This is a genomic window from Flavobacterium sp. B183 (genome assembly GCF_023539155.1).
In the GTDB taxonomy this organism is placed as follows: domain Bacteria; phylum Bacteroidota; class Bacteroidia; order Flavobacteriales; family Flavobacteriaceae; genus Flavobacterium; species Flavobacterium tructae.
The window spans coordinates 4,900,271-4,918,993 of the sequence record NZ_CP097434.1 but is presented as its reverse complement, the minus strand read 5'-3'; the positions used below and the strand labels follow the sequence as shown (position 1 = coordinate 4,918,993).

The 18,723-nt window shown below is 36.8% G+C and carries 11 protein-coding genes, 2 tRNA genes and 2 rRNA genes; 6 read left to right on the top strand and 9 right to left on the bottom strand.

The window, feature by feature from the left end:
- Window positions 1-19: 19 nt before the first annotated feature.
- Window positions 20-3,007, top strand: a complete 2,988-nt coding sequence (locus M4I44_RS20030) for an ATP-binding protein (RefSeq protein WP_249965874.1) — start codon at window positions 20-22, stop codon at window positions 3,005-3,007.
- A gap of 238 nt (window positions 3,008-3,245) precedes the next feature.
- Here M4I44_RS20030 and M4I44_RS20025 read toward each other — a convergent pair whose 3' ends face one another.
- The 9 genes from M4I44_RS20025 to M4I44_RS19985 form a co-directional block, all read right to left on the bottom strand.
- A complete protein-coding gene (locus M4I44_RS20025; protein ID WP_249965873.1) occupies window positions 3,246-3,644 on the bottom strand; it encodes a hypothetical protein in 399 nt (132 codons plus the stop codon).
- Window positions 3,645-3,807: 163 nt separating this feature from the next.
- The gene (locus M4I44_RS20020; protein WP_249965872.1) at window positions 3,808-4,362 is read right to left on the bottom strand and encodes a YceI family protein; all 555 of its coding nucleotides are present in this window, start codon (window positions 4,360-4,362) and stop codon (window positions 3,808-3,810) included.
- 5 nt (window positions 4,363-4,367) lie between these two features.
- A complete protein-coding gene (locus tag M4I44_RS20015) occupies window positions 4,368-4,763 on the bottom strand; it encodes a cytochrome c (protein WP_249965871.1) in 396 nt (131 codons plus the stop codon).
- Between the two features lie 20 nt (window positions 4,764-4,783).
- Complete coding sequence (locus M4I44_RS20010; protein WP_249965870.1) at window positions 4,784-5,626, bottom strand: DUF5777 family beta-barrel protein; 843 nt, start codon at window positions 5,624-5,626, stop codon at window positions 4,784-4,786.
- A gap of 17 nt (window positions 5,627-5,643) precedes the next feature.
- Window positions 5,644-6,039: an OB-fold putative lipoprotein gene (locus M4I44_RS20005; RefSeq protein ID WP_249965869.1), complete on the bottom strand. Its 396-nt coding sequence runs from the start codon at window positions 6,037-6,039 to the stop codon at window positions 5,644-5,646.
- A 274-nt stretch (window positions 6,040-6,313) separates the two neighbouring features.
- The gene (locus M4I44_RS20000) at window positions 6,314-7,189 is read right to left on the bottom strand and encodes a hypothetical protein (RefSeq protein WP_249965868.1); all 876 of its coding nucleotides are present in this window, start codon (window positions 7,187-7,189) and stop codon (window positions 6,314-6,316) included.
- A gap of 311 nt (window positions 7,190-7,500) precedes the next feature.
- Complete coding sequence (locus M4I44_RS19995; RefSeq protein ID WP_249965867.1) at window positions 7,501-10,008, bottom strand: TonB-dependent receptor; 2,508 nt, start codon at window positions 10,006-10,008, stop codon at window positions 7,501-7,503.
- A 27-nt stretch (window positions 10,009-10,035) separates the two neighbouring features.
- The gene (locus M4I44_RS19990; protein ID WP_249965866.1) at window positions 10,036-10,935 is read right to left on the bottom strand and encodes a FecR family protein; all 900 of its coding nucleotides are present in this window, start codon (window positions 10,933-10,935) and stop codon (window positions 10,036-10,038) included.
- 50 nt (window positions 10,936-10,985) lie between these two features.
- Window positions 10,986-11,501 (bottom strand): RNA polymerase sigma factor, encoded by a 516-nt coding sequence (locus M4I44_RS19985; protein ID WP_249965865.1) that lies wholly within the window; start codon window positions 11,499-11,501, stop codon window positions 10,986-10,988.
- Between the two features lie 199 nt (window positions 11,502-11,700).
- Between M4I44_RS19985 and M4I44_RS19980 the strand changes: the two genes are divergently transcribed.
- The 5 genes from M4I44_RS19980 to M4I44_RS19960 all read left to right on the top strand — a co-directional run bounded on the left by M4I44_RS19980 (window position 11,701) and on the right by M4I44_RS19960 (window position 18,714).
- Window positions 11,701-12,720 carry a hypothetical protein gene (locus tag M4I44_RS19980; RefSeq protein ID WP_249965864.1) on the top strand — a complete coding sequence of 340 codons (1,020 nt, stop codon included), beginning with the start codon at window positions 11,701-11,703 and terminating at the stop codon, window positions 12,718-12,720.
- Between the two features lie 1,032 nt (window positions 12,721-13,752).
- Window positions 13,753-15,266: ribosomal RNA gene (locus M4I44_RS19975) — 16S ribosomal RNA — on the top strand.
- 125 nt (window positions 15,267-15,391) lie between these two features.
- A tRNA-Ile gene (locus M4I44_RS19970) sits at window positions 15,392-15,465 on the top strand.
- A gap of 142 nt (window positions 15,466-15,607) precedes the next feature.
- A tRNA-Ala gene (locus M4I44_RS19965) sits at window positions 15,608-15,681 on the top strand.
- Between the two features lie 154 nt (window positions 15,682-15,835).
- A 23S ribosomal RNA gene (locus M4I44_RS19960) occupies window positions 15,836-18,714 on the top strand.
- Together the 16S and 23S rRNA genes with 2 tRNA genes alongside form the textbook arrangement of a ribosomal RNA operon.
- Window positions 18,715-18,723 lie beyond the last annotated feature (9 nt).

Here is an 18,723-nt window from a genome sequence, read left to right as displayed (position 1 = left end):
TTCAGTAGATTGAGAAATTATGGAATATAAAAAGTGGTTAACCTATTGGAAAAAAAGTTTGTCTGATTCTTTGAAGGCAGATATAAGTATTGATAAGCTTCACCATTTTGAAGTTGACAGTTTTGAAATTGACATTCAGCAATTAGAAGATTTTATCAGTGTAAACAACTTGATAGACTTTGAAGAAGCACGAATAAATAAAAAGAAAGGGGCTTTAAGTAAAGAAAGTGAGAATTGGGTTGCTTTAGATGAAGTCCAGGTATTGATTTCTCCAATAAAAATTAAACCTACTACAGAAAATTTGGTTTTCTTAAAAGACAAACAGCCTAAGTTTCCCTTTTGGTATTTTGCTAAACTAGATAGAAGTGGAAGGCTGGAGGTTCCTGAAGAATATTTTCCGGTTTTCCAAAGAAAGTATTTAGAGCCCTTAGCGGACGAAAGAACTGAATTTGTATTTGGCACTGTTGAAAATATAGATAATGCAACTGCTGTAGGTCAGGAACAATATGTAAATTATCAGGAATATATAGATTATGTAAAAGATGTTTTCGTATTAGCCATAAATCAAAATATTGAGGATTATAAAACAGAGGGTTATGAAACTTTAAAAAATGCTACTATTTTGTTGCCCGATGAAGATATAAATGCCGCTATTGGTATAATTCATTTATATGAGAAGATATTAAAGGAAGATACCATTCCTGAATTGCTAAAGACATTTATAACACTAAATAATTCTAAAGAAAACAATCCGTTAACTGTATCTGAATTCATTGATTCAAATTTCTTACATACAGGACAAATGGGATTTGATTTCCCGATCTCAATATCGCAACGTAAAAGTTTAAATACATTTTTAAAGACAAATGACAAAGTATTTGCAGTTAATGGACCTCCGGGGACAGGAAAAACAACTTTGCTGCAAAGTATTGTTGCTAATAAATTTGTAGAAAGCGCTATAAAAGGAAATCAACCTTTTATAATTCTCGCTTGTTCAACCAATAATCAAGCGGTAACAAATATTATAGATAGTTTTTCAAAATCAAATACAAAGCCAGGCAATTTAGAAGGCAGATGGTTACCAGAAATTGAAGGGTATGCAACTTATTTACCGGCTAATGGAAAAACGGAAGCAGAACTAGAAGGAATAAATTACAAGAAGCAATATGGTGATGGCTTGTTTAATAGAGTTGAAAACGATTCCTATCTGAAAGTAGCTAAACCTCATTTCATTGAAAAGTGTTCAAAATATTTTGAAGATAAGATTTTAAATATCAATGATGCTATAAAAAAGATTCAGAAGGAAATTGTAAATATCAAAACAATATTAAATGAAGCATCTAATAAATGGAAAGAATATTTAAAAAATGAAGACCTGTTTTTAAATGGTTATTTAAATAATAGTGGCATTCGTGAGAAATATTATTCTGAAAAGATTTTAAGCGAAATACAGTTTCAGTCTGATATTGAAATTTTAAACAAATTAGAGGAAAAAATTATTTCATACTTTAATAGTGAATCATTCTTTAGAAAGTTATTTTGTTTTTTTGGGTTGAAATCAGCTTTAGCGAATAGAGTATCTGAGGTTAGAATCTTATTGAGAGATTCATTAATAAGTGAAACCAGAGAATTTGTATATACAAAAAGTGCAATCCTTGAAAAGATTGACCATAAAATAACAACTGGAAAAAAAATTATTGAGTCGATTAATAATTGGAAAGAATGGAAAATTTCTAACTCAATTACTGGGAACCCGCCTAAAACAGAAGAAGAATACTGGGAATTTGAGTATTTAAAAATTAAAAATGGTGCGAAACCAAATTGTTTTTATGACGAGCTAGATGTAACACTTCGTCATGAAGCATTTCAACTCGCTTTACACTACTGGGAAGGAAGATGGTTATTGAAATTAGAATCTGATCTAGGAGATGAAAATTTCGACCGAAAAGGATTTGATGCCACCAAAAATAGATGGCAGCGACAAGCGATGTTGACCCCTTGTTTTGTGAGTACATTTTATATGGCTCCTAAATTCTTTAGTTATTTTAGATTTTTCAAAAAAGGAGAAGACGGTAAAAATATTTACGACACCCCTCCGCTCTATGGTTTTATAGATTTGCTAATTGTGGATGAGGCTGGTCAGGTTTCTCCGGAGGTTGGAACTGCAACATTTTCACTTGCTAAGCAGGCAGTAATTGTGGGTGATGTTAAGCAAATTGAGCCTGTTTGGAATATAACAAATAAAATAGATATTGGTAATTTAAAAAAATGCAACATCATTAAAAGTTATGATGACCTTATTTATGAAAAAGAGTTTGATCCGAAAGGTTTTCTCGCTTCAACCGGGAGTATAATGAAAATGGCTCAAAATGCGAGTAATATTAGGCAATCTGGCGAAAAAGAAAAAGGAGTTACTTTAGTGGAGCACCGACGTTGTTTTGATGAGATAATTAATTATTGCAATGTACTGGCATATGATGGAAAGCTGGTACCTCTTAAAGGACCTGCAAAAAGTGATTTACTATTTCCTTCTATGTATTGCATTCATGTTGAAGGAAATTCTACAGTAAAAAATTCAAGTCGGTACAATGATAATGAGGTAAATGCAATAGTTAATTGGCTTGTTAAAAACAAAACTAAAATTGAAGAAAAATATGGAAAAGTTGAAGATTCAATCGGTATTATTACTCCTTTTGTTGGGCAAAAAAATAATTTGAAATACGCTTTAAAAAACGCAGGATTTAATATTGATGCATTAAAATTAGGAACTGTGCATGCACTTCAAGGAGCTGAGAGGTCTATTGTTTTATTCTCAATGGTTTATGGAAAAGGCGATTCAGGTACAATGTTTTTTGATAGGGATAATAAGCCGAATATGTTAAATGTAGCAGTTTCAAGAGCGAAAGATAATTTTGTTGTTTTTGCAAATACAGAAATCTTAGATAAAAAAAGCAAAACTCCATCTGGTATACTCTCCAACCATTTAACTTACGAAACAAACAAGTAATTTCTCATTACTAAATCAAAATTTATGATTGTATAGTAAGATTACTTTTTAAAGTAAAATACCATCAGCCTAATCAGCAAAAAGTTGTAAATCTCCCAACAAAAGATTCGTATTTACTCCATCTTAGGTCACAAAAAGCCACTTCAATCGAGTGGTTTTTTTGTTTTGTAATAAATTGGATTTTGTAATTTTATTTGAAAAAGAGGTAATGAGTCGGATCTTTGTGGATTCCGAAATTTTACGGGTTACTCGCATTAAAATGTTTTAGAATTTTCTTAGGTGCTGTGATGACTTCTTTGCGAATAGAATCAAACCATTCTACTTCTTTAATGAGTTCAACACAGCATTCATTTTTGGAATTAAAAAAGCAACTTTTAATATTGATTTTGTCATTCATTAAGCAATATTTCATCTCAACAAAAAAATGTTCCGTAAACATTAGGTTTTTATGACAGACCAGTGCATATTTCCCTTCTTGTAAATCGAGTTGTAAAGAATTTAGTCTTTCTCTTGAAAATCCATTTTGAAATAAAAAACGGTATAGTAATCGTAGTGTATAGGAGTTGTATGCGGTCTTCTCCATGACCATGAGATCGTTTACGTCCTCGCCTGTAACAATATAATTTTTGCAGATCATTTGAAATTTTTTAGGTTAATAGAAGAAGAGGCCAGCTAAGTATGAAACTGACCTCTAACCAATAGTCATGTTTAATAATCTTTTAAAGCAAAAAGTTATTAGGCTGGTTAATGTTGAATTGGGAAATTCTACTCACTAGTTAAGCCTGATCTTTTAAAATGGATTATTTAACTAACAGAAAATTGTAACTAATCTTAATTTTGTCAGCAATTTTCTTTCTGACAAGACTTGGTATTTCGATATCAAAATCTTCAGGTTTGACTTCAAATGAACCTACGGTACTAAGACCATTGGCTGCCTTGGATATTTTGACGTTTACTATAATGGGTTTTGTTTTTCCATGAATGGTAAGATCGCCTTTTAGAGTGAAATTTTTAGGGGTATTGGTAATTTTAGAAATATCAAAATCTTCTAATTTGCCTTTTAAAGTTGCTTTTGAAAACTTTTCAGACTCCATATAATTTTCGTTGAAATGTTCCTCCATTAAAGCAACCTTAAATCGGAAACCTTTTATCAGAGCCAGAGCTGCGAAATCTCCTGTAGATTGATCCAAAATTGCAGACACGCTTTTATTTTCAGCAGCAACTTCTTCATAGGAAGGCACGGTAGCCTGAAATTTTATAGTGCCTGTTTTTGTGATTACTTTTTGTGCATGTCCACCAGTGTTTATCAAAATAGTCAACAGTACTATAAAGAAATTAAGAAACGATTTTTTCATAATAATTAGTTTTCTTTTAGTCCGTCTGTATTCCATTTCACAATCAAATCGATATTGGCCTGAGACATTCTTCCTGCCTGAGGCATAATTCCTTGCTGACCATTTTGTAGTTGAATTCGGTTCAGTAAACCGGCACCTTCAGTGGCTGTTTTTACCTCGGCATAAGTGGTCAATGGTCTGAAACCAGCGGATCTTCCGCTTTGATGACAGCCTACACAATTGGCGTCAATAATTGCTTTTACATTTTTAGAATAACTAATTGCAGTGGTTGGTGTTTCGGGTCCCGGAGTAGGATTGTCTGTAACCGGAGGAGTTTCTATGTCTTTGTAAGTATCAGAATCACTGCAGCTTGTAAGTGTTAGTGAAGCTGCTAAAATTGTAAATGCTAATGTTTTTTTCATGGTTTGCTTGTTTGTAGTTATTAAAATACTCTGTATAAGTTAAATCCGAAAAAGAAATCTCCTTTCCCCCAGTTTCCGGCGGCATTGGTAAGGTATCCGCTTTCGCTCATAGCTTGTGAATTGGTGAAAATTAATTGAAATACATGCCCTCCGGTTTCGACATCGAGACCAACAGACAGTGGGTTTTCATAAAAATTAGGTTTATTAAAGTTGTGCATGTATTCTAAATTGACAGATAATCTCTTGGTGATTTTATAACGTCCGCCACCGCCAAAAGAAAATTGCTTGTCTCTCTCTAAGTCCGGATTGTAAAGATTTCTATGCACAAATGAGGGTACTAGTTCTAATGATAGTTTTTCATTGACTTTTCTGGATATTAGTAATTGTTGCACAAAAGTTATGCGATGCTTAAATTCTAAACCTGGATATTGATCTTTTTCCAGAAATGTATTGATATCCGCAACACTGTAACCAACAATGTCTACGGGAAAGCTATTACTTTGTCTCATCATTCGGTATTTTGCTCCTGTTTCATACAGTTTGTTTAAAGTATGTCTGGACAGGCTTACGGATAGCCAATCTGTAACACCATAAATACCGCCAAGTTTTGTAGTGGCATTATCAAGGCCAAAAAAACTGTCAAAACCATCTTTAACACTGCCAAAACGATGAGAGACTACAAAATAGAATTCTTTTTTTGCAGGCATTTTTGTGGTCTGCAAGGTGACCAGTTGTAAGGCTTTAAAAGTTGCTGTAGGAAAGTTTTCCTGTACCTGAGTAGAGTCAAGGCTGCTTAGTAAATCATCTTGCGAATAAGCTATAGTAGCCAGGAAAAAGCAGATTGGGACTAAAATTTTTTTCATAAATTGATTAATTGATTTTATTGATTAATGGTGCACTGGTCTAGTTTGAGTTCTTGAAATAATTCATCAAAACCAATGCATTTGCCTTTAACGGTTACTTTGTTGTTCAGTAATTTGTCTTTTGCTTTTTTGGTAAAGAGGCAAAAAATGTTGTTTTCAAGTATTACAACAGAATCGGTTTCTTTGGTTACTTTGCCGGTTATTTCTATCGTTTTATTGAGATATAATGAATCTGCTTTTTCTGTATTTGAGTTATAATCATCAAGCAATTTTGTTGTTGTTATGCTAAACTCAGGTATTTCAGATTCTATATTGCGTGCTTCCTTAAAGAGAAAACCGTAATAAAAATAGAGGCCTGTCGAAATCAATACTAACGAGGCTGCAATTGCAAATGCGATTCTTTTTCTGTTCATTTTTTATTCTTTTTTTTGATAGGGTTCAATAGTAAAACAGCTTTAATGCGGATTACCCTACTTAAAAAGTGATATTTTTCAAAAAAAGTACGAGATTTATTAAAATTCTGTTGTTAATAGAGTGAGGATGAGGTTTTAAGGTCTGGGGGCTTTAGTTGCTGTAAGGTTGGAGAAAAGATGAAAATTCAAGTTAGCCCAACTGAAAGTTGAACTAACTTGAATAATAGTAGGCTAAGAGAATGTATAAATGAATTGGATAGAAATATTATGCTCTTTAGATTGCAAGTGGTGAATCTTTTACGGGTACCGGCCAAACAGCAGGACTCGGAAAACTAATTCCTTTATTGGCGCCTCTTACGCTGGCATCTTGTCCAAAATAATACAAAGGCCAGCCATTGTAAACCAATTGAGATTTACCAAATACCGTAATTACAGAAAATTTAGATTTGTCAAGAGCCGAAGGAACAACTATTTTGTCTGTTTCATAGATAGGCCAAACGGCATTGTTTGAAAAATCTGCTTTTGTAAAATTGTTTTTCTTGAAATTATCATTCTTAAAAGTATACAGTGTCAGTCCTTTTGCATCTGTAAAGTAGGTGGTCAGACCATCGCCGACAGTGTAATCAGATTTGTAGTTTTTTCCGTCATGTCCAAGAAGCTGACTTCTGACTAACATAATCGAATAGTCTGGTTTTGCTATAAACCAAACACCGCCAACACCATCTCCTGTTGTTTGTCCGGTAGTTTCCGGTGTATTAGTTCCGTTTATACTTGGCGCATAGTAATACAATGGCCATCCTTTGTAGGTCAGCTGTTTTTTACCTGATGTGGTAGTTATGGTAGTAAAATCAGTGAGTGTTAATCCGCTACTTAATTTTTCAGCAGTTAAATTATCTACATAAAATGGAGGCCACACAGCTTCGCATCCGCCTGTACACGAGGCTTGACCCTTTGCGTCTGTTGCGAAAAAATATAAAGATTTTCCATCTTTATCAGAAAGATAAGAACCTAATGTGGTACTTGTTGAAAGTGCAATTTCTTTTTTTGCTTCCGGAGTAACGGGAGTGTTATCCTTGTCATTGCTACAGCCGGCAAGAAATAGGATAGCCGTAAGAGCAGTAAAAGCTAGTTTAAATGGTTTTGATTTCATGGTTTTTTAATTTAGGTTATGTGAAGTGGGAAATGTGCTTTACCTATTTAGTAAAGTGTTTTATTATAATGTCTAGATATCAGCAAGAGGTACTTGCTTTTGATCGGTAATTCGTGCGATGAATTCGAGGTCTATGAACTGTCATAGAAAAAATACGCTAAAGGGTATTGGATGAAGTTGTTTACTAAAGTCACTTTTTATTTGGATAAGATTCAATAGTAAAACAGCTTTGATAAAGGTTACCCTACCAAAGAATTGTTGTTTTTTTTAATAAAAGAAAAGTAATTTTAGGTAAACCTTGTGGAATAAGGCTAAAATGAAACTCTAAAACTCATGTTTGGAGTTCTTTGCAGCGAGAAAGTTTCAACTTCTTCTATAGAATTGGTTAAAGAACTTACTCTGTAATATTCACTGATTTCATTTTTTCTGTTTAGGATATTCAAAATAGACAAACCAAGTTTGTATTGAATTCCATTTGCGGTTTCCCATTTGTAAGTAGAGGAAATGTTGACTTGTGAAAAAATATGTACATTGGTATTGTTTGGTTTGTTGTACACCAATACAGGATCTGAGAGATTAATTTGCGAAAAATCAGGCGAGGTTTTTGGTCTGCCGGAAGACCATTTTGTACCCAGAGCTATTTTGAAATTGTTCTTTTCATAAATTCCTGCCCACGACACCGTATGCATTACCTCAAAATTGTTGGGAAAACTTGGAGGTTCAAAATTAGAGAAATAGTAATTATTATGGTTGTAGGTATAGCTCAACCAGGTGAGAAAGTGGTTCATTTTTTTCTGAATCAACATTTCTGTTCCCAGAACTTCATAGTCGCCAGTCATTCGGACAAATTCTAATTGGTTTTGAAAGCCCTGACTGGATGTTATGATTCCGGATACTTTTTTATAAAAATTTTCTATATCCAGTAGCCAGTTGTTCTTTTTGTAAAATAAGTTTAAAGATATTTGTTTGCTCCTTTGAATGGGAATGGTTGTATTATTAGACACGATCCAGCGCCTTTTTTCAATGCCAAAATAATCTTTTTGCAAATCAATAATTTGCTGCGAATTTTGGCTTTTTAACTCAGCCAGCAATTCTAAATTTAAACTTTTGTTGATGCCATAATTAAATTGAACGCGAGGTTCGATATTGTATTTTTTAAATTTTTCAATATAATTAATACGAGTTCCTGCTTTAAAATAGATTCGGGAAAGTGTGTCGTTGTATTTTCCTTCTAAGATTAGAGCATGAGTTTTTAGTACATCTTTTACTTTACGATAAAAATCAGGATTAGTTACTCGTTCTAAATTAGTAATGCCAATTTCATTGAACTGATAGCCATTGCTTAAACTAAATTTAGAGCTGATAATATGGTGGTTTTCCATATTAATTCCATTATTATTAACCGTGTTCTCCTGAATCACGATTTGATCTCCAAAAGTGGTTTTTTGGTCGGCCAAAAGTTCATAAGCCGAATTGTAAACATTAATTTTGGTTGTATTAAAGTTGTTCCAGTTTCTTTTCCATGACAAATTTCCACCATAATTTTGTTGACGCAAAACATTGTTTTCCGATTTATTTATGTCGTATACGGTGGCGCTTTGAAAAACTTCCAGATTATCTTTAATCGTGATTAAATCGAGTATAATTTCATCTTTAGCGCCTATTTTGTGTGTATATTTTAACGTAGCATCATAAAAGTCAAATTTTTTATCACTGCGATAATTTATATTTTGTTTTTCTGAAAAGTCGGTGATGGTAGTGTTTTGGAATACTTTATTAAAATATTCCTTATAGGTTGGGGTTTCTACAAAATCGGTAATCGATTTACGTGCTGAAATTTCGATAGAACTCTTTTTGCAAAGATTGTACTTGGCGTAAATATCAGCGTTTATCATATTGATTCCGGCACTAAAAGTATTCTTTTCAGATGTTTCAGGAGTAGAAGAAATGGCTACTACGCTAGACACGCTCTCACCGTAAAATGCAGAGCTCCCATTTTTGTAAATGGAAATGGTATGTGCCAAATTGGGATTAAAAACAGATATTAAACCAAAAAAGTGTCCGGTTTGGAACATCCGTATTCCATTCCATAAAAATAAATTCTGATCGTGAGTGCCACCACGTACGTTGATGCTGGAAACACTTTCATCAAGACTGTTGACACCAGGAATTTGTTGCATGGTTTGCAAAGCATCAGGTTCTATAAGTCCCGGTAGAATACCAAATTTCTTAGGTTTAATTTCAAAAGATCCATCCGGGCTTTTTGAAATCCCTGAAGCCAAAATAGCATTGGCTTTAATTTCCTGAAGCTCCGTTATTTCAGACTCTAATGTTATTTGCAGGCAATTTTTGGAAGACGAATTATTGACTACAATTTTTTTGGTGATAAAGCCAACATGACTGATCAGAAGGGTGTTTTTACTATCTTTTCTAAACTCAAAATAGCCATTGGAATTGGTTGTGACTTGAGTTTTGTTAAGCAGATTAACATTAGCGTTTTCAATAGGTTTTTTATAGTCATTAGAGAAAACATAACCACAGATCATTTGTGATTCACTATCATTTTTATAAATATTAATGAATTGGTTTTCAATATTTTCAAATGACAGATTGGTTTTTTCTGTAAGATATTGTAGTTTCTGATCTAAAGTAAGTGATTTTTTAGGAGGAGATATTTGTAGATTGGTAATATTATCTTCTGTATAATTAAAACTTACATTATGTTGTTTTTCAATAGCTGCTATAATTTTTTTAAAAGGTACAACTTTCCCCTTATCTTGAGAGCAAACATTCAGGACAAGAAAAAATATAAAAAACAAAAAATGAAACCGTTTGGAGAATGACATTTATTTCTCGTCAAATATTATCTTATTTTTGGAGACTTTTTTAGCCTCTAAATGATAGGTTGTACTAATAATTTGTATCGCTGTATTTAAATCCTTAGCGGGTAATTTTCCGGTAAATAGAGAGGTGGTATCTTTTGTGTTTAGTTCGATTGTAATGTTGTATTGTCTTTCAACTTCGTCTAGTATCGTTCTAATGTTTTCTTGGTAGAAATATATTTGATTGTCAATCCATTCGGGTTTTAACGAGTTTATAGTGGTGTTTACCTGTTTGCCATTTTCAAAATTAACGCTTTGTCCGTGAGTTAACACAATTTGAGTGTTTGCATAATTCACTCTTACACGTCCTTCATAACAAACGACATCAAACTTGTTTTTTCTCACCTTAACATTAAATTGAGTTCCTAAAACGGATACTTTTCCCAGACTGGTCTGTACTTCAAAACGGTGGCCTTTGGCAACTTTAAAATAAGCCTCTCCCTTTAATTCAAGGTGCCTGTTGTTGGTCCAATTCCATTTTTTGTAACTTATTTCAGAACCTGAGTTTAGGACCACTTCAGAATTATCAGGTAAGGAAAACGTGGTTTTCTCTCCAAAATTTGCGATTTGAGTCTGAGGAATCAGAAGTTTCATAACAAGCGTAATTCCGAGTGCCAACACAAAGACCGCGGCAGCTCGAAACATCCAGTTTTTGTGTAAAGGAATTGTTTTTGGAGTTACCGTTTTCTGATTCAGGATGTTAGATAACATGGCATTTTCATCCAAATCACCTACTTCTAAGTGAGCAGTATAATTCTTTATTTTTTGGTATTTTTCAAAATCGGGACTTGCTTCAAATTCAGCTAATTCATCCTGAGATAAATCATTGTTAAGCCATTTTGCTAATAAGCGATTTTTTTTCATTATACTGGTATTATGTTGTTAAAACAATTGAATCTAAATTTACCCTACTTCTATAAATCAATTTCTTTGCGTAAACTCAGTAAAGCAAGATGTATGCGTTTTTCAACTGCCTTTACGCTAATATTTAACGCTATGGCAATTTCACTGTATTTTTTTCCGTCAATTCGATGCATCAGAAAAGCGATACGTTGTTTTTCGTTTAAATTTTCGATGGCTTTCAAAAGTTTGGCTTGAAATTGTTTCTCCTCCAGAATATATTCCGGATTTTCATTTGTTTTATCTAAGCCGGTGAAGTTTTTCTCATACCTCAAAACAACTTTTTGATGCGCAATTGCATTGAGACTACTGTTATTTGCAATAGTATAAAGATATGATTTTGCTTTTTCCAAAGGTACAGAAGCACAGTTTTGCCAAAGTTTTACAAATGCCTCCTGGGCTAAATCTTCCGCCTGATTGATATTGCCAAATTTGTAAAAAAGAAAATTACGAAGTGCTTTTACCTGACTTTTAAAAAAAGTCGAAAAGATTATTTCGTCGCAAGTATTGGATTGGTCTTTTTGTAGCATTTCGTTTTTCAGTTGTTACCTTGCAAAAGTATTTGTTTTTGATTTAAGTAGGGTAAAAGCAAAGCTGATTGTTTTATATAAATAGGAAATGTTGTTTTTTGTTGATAGTTAGTGTTTTAGATAAAAACGGAGTCCTTGAAGAGGAGTTATTAAAAAAAAACAGTTTCTTTAATTTTGTTACCTTTGTAAAAATATAAATATGTTCCCTTTAAAAAAATATTTATCAATAGTGGCTTTCTTGCTTTTGCTTTCTTGTCAGAGCGAAACAGACGAGAAAGACGATACGGCACAAGGAACAGTCACAAATGTTTCGCCGCTTACTACTTATCTGCAAAGGGTTGCAATGATTCAAACGGTGCAGGATAATGTGATCGACGGATCTAGTTATTGTACCATTAGGCTGCCGTATACCGTTACAGTTAACAATGTAAAAATTGCTATAAACTCTACTGCCGATTATAAAAAAGTTACGGACAATATAAATGCAAATACATACGATGATGATATTGTAAAAATTGATTTTCCTGTAATGATGGTGTATTATAATTATATTGAAAAAAATATTCCAACTGAATCTGACTTTAAAGCTTTAATCGACTACTGGAATCTTTATCCAGATTTGTTGTCTAAAATTAATGGACTAAAGATAAACTACCCTATAACGATTAATATCTATAACAGTGCAAATCAAATAGCAAGTTCTGTTTCGATTGTTAGTGATCAGACCTTCTTTAATTTTATAAAAAATTTGAATAGTAGTCAGTATATTTCATTAAAATATCCAATTTCGATAGCAGATTATAATAATCAGACAAAGTCAATCTCTAATAATTTAGAGTTTGAAAATGCAATAAAATATGCAATTGACAATTGTCCTGAAAATAATATTGTGACACTTGATTTTCCGCAAACTATAACAAAGGGAACTTGGGAGATACCTTATTTTTTTGATGACTCAGAAAAGACGTCCACTTATATAGGTTATTCTCTTGTTTTTAAAAGTGACAAATCTGTAGTGGCTACAAAAGGAGCGACCTCACAAACTGGTCAATGGGAAAGTACTTTGCAGAATGGGGTTAGAGAAGTTAAAATAGAGTTTAATTCAGAACCGCTAAGTAAATTGAATCGAAACTGGAAGTTATTTGAGTTTAATAATTCTCAAATTCGATTACGTGATATCAGTACTACTACAGATTATCTTTATTTACAAAAACAATGATACTTGAAGAACAATGTTTTCGTATCAACCAGACAATCGCATATACTCGTATTACAAAAGAAGTTATTGATAGTTTAAATTAAATACCTACATATATATAGTATACAACCCGACAGGTTTTCAAAACCTGTCGGGTTTGTTTTTTTACTACCTATATATAAGGAGTAATTCTGTCCAGCTGAGCGAAAATGCAATAAAAGCAGTTTCTGTCCAGCTGAGCGAAGTCGAAGCTTGGTATTTGAGGTTCTATACTATATAAGGAGTGATTCTGTCCAGCTGAGCGAAGTCGAAGCTTTATCCCGCTATCCGCTGCAATCTTTTGCTTTTTAAAGGAAAAATCAAAAGGATTTCCACTACTATCGGGGCTAGGGTATGGGTTTTCAAAGGAAATAAGACAAGAAAAACAAAAACTTCGCGCCTTTGCGACTTTGCGAGATTAGTAAAAAACCAGTAAAAACGGGGCTTTGTATCTAAGAGTTTCATTTGAACGAAGAAAAACCTTTCAAACCTGAAAAAAGTTTAATTTGTAAAAGAGGTGTTATCAGAGTGTTAGGGGAAAGTTTCGAAAAAGATTAAAAATAAGTTTAAAAAAAGCTTGTAAAAGCGAATAAAGTGACTACTTTTGCACCCGCAACAGCGATAAACGTTCACTGAAATACTGACAAGCGAAGGAATTAAAACGAAAAGAAATTTTCAAAAAAAGATTCCAAAAAGCTTGCGAGTAAAGAAAGAAAGTTTTAAGTTTGCACCCCGCAAAACAAGGGGAGTTCATTGAAAGATTGGTAAGGAGAGAAGTTAAAAACGAAAAGAAATTTTCTAAAAAAAACTTCAAAAAACTCTTGCCGATTAGAAATAAGTTTTCTACTTTTGCACCCGCTTTGAGAAACAAGCGAGATTAATAAAAAAGAATACGTTCGTAGACATATTGAATTGACAGCTGTCCCGATTAATCGGGACAAAAGAATAAGAGTAATAGAATCGTAAGATTCGAAAAGAACCGATAGATATCATCGCAATATAATATAAAAATATACGATGAAGAGTTTGATCCTGGCTCAGGATGAACGCTAGCGGCAGGCTTAACACATGCAAGTCGAGGGGTATATGTCTTCGGATATAGAGACCGGCGCACGGGTGCGTAACGCGTATGCAATCTACCTTTTACAGAGGGATAGCCCAGAGAAATTTGGATTAATACCTCATAGTATAGTGACTCGGCATCGAGATACTATTAAAGTCACAACGGTAAAAGATGAGCATGCGTCCCATTAGCTAGTTGGTAAGGTAACGGCTTACCAAGGCTACGATGGGTAGGGGTCCTGAGAGGGAGATCCCCCACACTGGTACTGAGACACGGACCAGACTCCTACGGGAGGCAGCAGTGAGGAATATTGGACAATGGGCGCAAGCCTGATCCAGCCATGCCGCGTGCAGGATGACGGTCCTATGGATTGTAAACTGCTTTTGTACGAGAAGAAACACTCCTACGTGTAGGAGCTTGACGGTATCGTAAGAATAAGGATCGGCTAACTCCGTGCCAGCAGCCGCGGTAATACGGAGGATCCAAGCGTTATCCGGAATCATTGGGTTTAAAGGGTCCGTAGGCGGTTTAGTAAGTCAGTGGTGAAAGCCCATCGCTCAACGGTGGAACGGCCATTGATACTGCTAAACTTGAATTATTAGGAAGTAACTAGAATATGTAGTGTAGCGGTGAAATGCTTAGAGATTACATGGAATACCAATTGCGAAGGCAGGTTACTACTAATGGATTGACGCTGATGGACGAAAGCGTGGGTAGCGAACAGGATTAGATACCCTGGTAGTCCACGCCGTAAACGATGGATACTAGCTGTTGGAAGCAATTTCAGTGGCTAAGCGAAAGTGATAAGTATCCCACCTGGGGAGTACGTTCGCAAGAATGAAACTCAAAGGAATTGACGGGGGCCCGCACAAGCGGTGGAGCATGTGGTTTAATTCGATGATACGCGAGGAACCTTACCAAGGCTTAAATGTAGTTTGACCGATTTGGAAACAGATCTTTCGCAAGACAAATTACAAGGTGCTGCATGGTTGTCGTCAGCTCGTGCCGTGAGGTGTCAGGTTAAGTCCTATAACGAGCGCAACCCCTGTTGTTAGTTGCCAGCGAGTCATGTCGGGAACTCTAACAAGACTGCCAGTGCAAACTGTGAGGAAGGTGGGGATGACGTCAAATCATCACGGCCCTTACGCCTTGGGCTACACACGTGCTACAATGGCCGGTACAGAGAGCAGCCACTGGGCGACCAGGAGCGAATCTATAAAACCGGTCACAGTTCGGATCGGAGTCTGCAACTCGACTCCGTGAAGCTGGAATCGCTAGTAATCGGATATCAGCCATGATCCGGTGAATACGTTCCCGGGCCTTGTACACACCGCCCGTCAAGCCATGGAAGCTGGGGGTGCCTGAAGTCGGTGACCGCAAGGAGCTGCCTAGGGTAAAACTGGTAACTAGGGCTAAGTCGTAACAAGGTAGCCGTACCGGAAGGTGCGGCTGGAACACCTCCTTTCTAGAGCCTTACTGTTAGCCTAGTGCACGTTAAGGAAAAAAGATGATTATTTATGGGTCTCTGAATTGGAGATTGTATTACTCTTGCTGTTAATTTAAAAAAATGAAAGAATTAAGTAAAAACAGAGTCTCGTAGCTCAGCTGGTTAGAGTACTACACTGATAATGTAGGGGTCGGCAGTTCGAGTCTGCCCGGGACTACTTTTTAAAAAGAATTGATAATTAATAATTAACAATTGATAATTAAAAAGGACTGAAAGCTTAATTTAAAAGGAAATTTTAGAGGTTGAGTAACCGTTTTAAGTACTGTTAACTGAAAACTGTTAACTGACAACTAAAAAATGGGGGATTAGCTCAGCTGGCTAGAGCGCCTGCCTTGCACGCAGGAGGTCAACGGTTCGACTCCGTTATTCTCCACGAAATAATTGACAATTATCAATTGATAATTATTAATTATAAAAGTTCATTGACATATTGAGATAAGAAAATAATAAGAAAGTAGAAAGCGTTTTTTATTAGCAATAATAAAAGACAAAAAAAAACGGTCTTGTTTTAAGAAACAAGATTGGTACAATAAGCAAAATAAGGGCGTATGGGGGATGCCTAGGCTCTCAGAGGCGAAGAAGGACGTGATAAGCTGCGAAAAGCTACGGGGACGAGCACACATCGATTGATCCGTAGATATCCGAATGGGGCAACCCACTATGTTGAAGACATAGTACACCGATAGGTGGGCAAACCCGCTGAACTGAAACATCTAAGTAGGCGGAGGAGAAGAAAACAAAAGTGATTCCGTAAGTAGTGGCGAGCGAACGCGGATTAGCCCAAACCAATGATGTTACGGCATTGTTGGGGTTGTAGGACCACGACATTTTATGTACAAGGAACCGGAATCGACTGGAAAGTCGAGCCATAGAGAGTGATAGCCTCGTATGGGTAACAAGTATAATAGATAGTGGTATCCTGAGTAGGGCGGGGCACGTGAAACCCTGTCTGAATTTGGCGGGACCATCCGCTAAGGCTAAATACTCCTGAGAGACCGATAGTGAACCAGTACCGTGAGGGAAAGGTGAAAAGAACCGTGAATAACGGAGTGAAATAGATCCTGAAACCATACGCTTACAAGCGGTCGGAGCCCTTTTGTGGGGTGACGGCGTGCCTTTTGCATAATGAGCCTACGAGTTAACGTTGCTGGCAAGGTTAAGTGATTAAGTCACGGATCCGTAGCGAAAGCGAGTCTGAATAGGGCGCTTTAGTCAGTAGTGTTAGACGCGAAACCGTGTGATCTACCCATGGGCAGGATGAAGCGCTGGTAACACAGTGTGGAGGTCCGAACCGGTTGACGTTGAAAAGTCTTCGGATGACCTGTGGGTAGGGGTGAAAGGCCAATCAAACTCGGAAATAGCTCGTACTCCCCGAAATGCATTTAGGTGCAGCGTTATTTTAGTTATATAGAGGTAGAGCTACTGATTGGATGCGGGGGCTTCACCGCCTACCAATTCCTGACAAACTCCGAATGCTATATAATGATTGATAACAGTGAGGGCTTGGGTGCTAAGGTCCAAGTCCGAGAGGGAAAGAACCCAGACCATCAGCTAAGGTCCCCAAATATATGCTAAGTTGAAAGAACGAGGTTTGTCTGCCCAGACAGCTAGGATGTTGGCTTGGAAGCAGCCATTCATTTAAAGAGTGCGTAACAGCTCACTAGTCGAGCGGACGAGCATGGATAATAATCGGGCATAAGCATATTACCGAAGCTATGGATTTACAAGTAATTGTAAGTGGTAGGGGAGCATTCCAGCAGGGTTGAAGGTGTATCGTAAGGTATGCTGGACTGGCTGGAAAAGAAAATGTAGGCATAAGTAACGATAATGCGGGCGAGAAACCCGCACACCGAAAAACTAAGGTTTCCACAGCTATGCTAATCAGCTGTGGGTTAGTCTGGTCCTAAGGCGAACCCGAAAGGGACAGTCGATGGCCAACGGGTTAATATTCCCGTACTACTAATTACTGTGATGGGGTGACGGAGTGATGAAAGCGCCGCGAACTGACGGAATAGTTCGTTGAAGTACCTAGCTATATTCTCTATAGGCAAATCCGTAGAGAATGGTGAAATACGATAGTACTCGGAGTCTTCGGACAAAGAGATAGTGCGCCTAAGGGCTTCCAAGAAAAACCTCTAAACTTCAGGTAATTAGTACCAGTACCGTAAACCGACACAGGTAGTTGAGGAGAGAATCCTAAGGTGCTCGAGAGATTCATGGCTAAGGAATTAGGCAAAATAGACCTGTAACTTCGGGAGAAAGGTCGCCAGCGCAAGCTGGCCGCAGTGAAGAGGTCCAGGCGACTGTTTATCAAAAACACAGGGCTCTGCAAAATCGTAAGATGAAGTATAGGGCCTGACACCTGCCCGGTGCTGGAAGGTTAAGAGGAGATGTTATCTTCGGAGAAGCATTGAATTGAAGCCCCAGTAAACGGCGGCCGTAACTATAACGGTCCTAAGGTAGCGAAATTCCTTGTCGGGTAAGTTCCGACCTGCACGAATGGTGTAACGATCTGGACACTGTCTCAGCCATGAGCTCGGTGAAATTGTAGTAACGGTGAAGATGCCGTTTACCCGCAGTGGGACGAAAAGACCCTGTGCACCTTTACTATAGCTTAGTATTGACCTTGGATAAATGATGTGTAGAATAGGTTGGAGACTGTGAAGTGGCGTCGCCAGGCGTTGTGGAGTCATTGTTGAAATACAACCCTTTGTTTATCTGAGGCCTAACTCTTCGATGAAGAGGACAGTGCTTGGTGGGTAGTTTGACTGGGGTGGTCGCCTCCAAAAGAGTAACGGAGGCTTCTAAAGGTTCCCTCAGTACGCTTGGTAACCGTGCGTAGAGTGCAATGGCATAAGGGAGCTTGACTGAGAGACATACAGGTCGATCAGGTACGAAAGTAGAGCATAGTGATCCGGTGGTTCCGCATGGAAGGGCCATCGCTCAAAGGATAAAAGGTACGCCGGGGATAACAGGCTGATCTCCCCCAAGAGCTCATATCGACGGGGGGGTTTGGCACCTCGATGTCGGCTCGTCACATCCTGGGGCTGGAGAAGGTCCCAAGGGTTGGGCTGTTCGCCCATTAAAGTGGCACGCGAGCTGGGTTCAGAACGTCGTGAGACAGTTCGGTCTCTATCTACTGTGGGCGTTAGAAATTTGAGTGGATCTGATTCTAGTACGAGAGGACCGAATTGGACAAACCTCTAGTGTATCTGTTGTCCCGCCAGGGGCACCGCAGAGTAGCTACGTTTGGAAGGGATAAGCGCTGAAAGCATATAAGCGCGAAACCCACCACAAGATGAGATTTCTTTTAAGGATCGTGGAAGATGACCACGTTGATAGGCTATAGATGTAAAGGCAGTAATGTCATAGTCGAGTAGTACTAATAATCCGTAAGCTTATGTACACCCTTTTC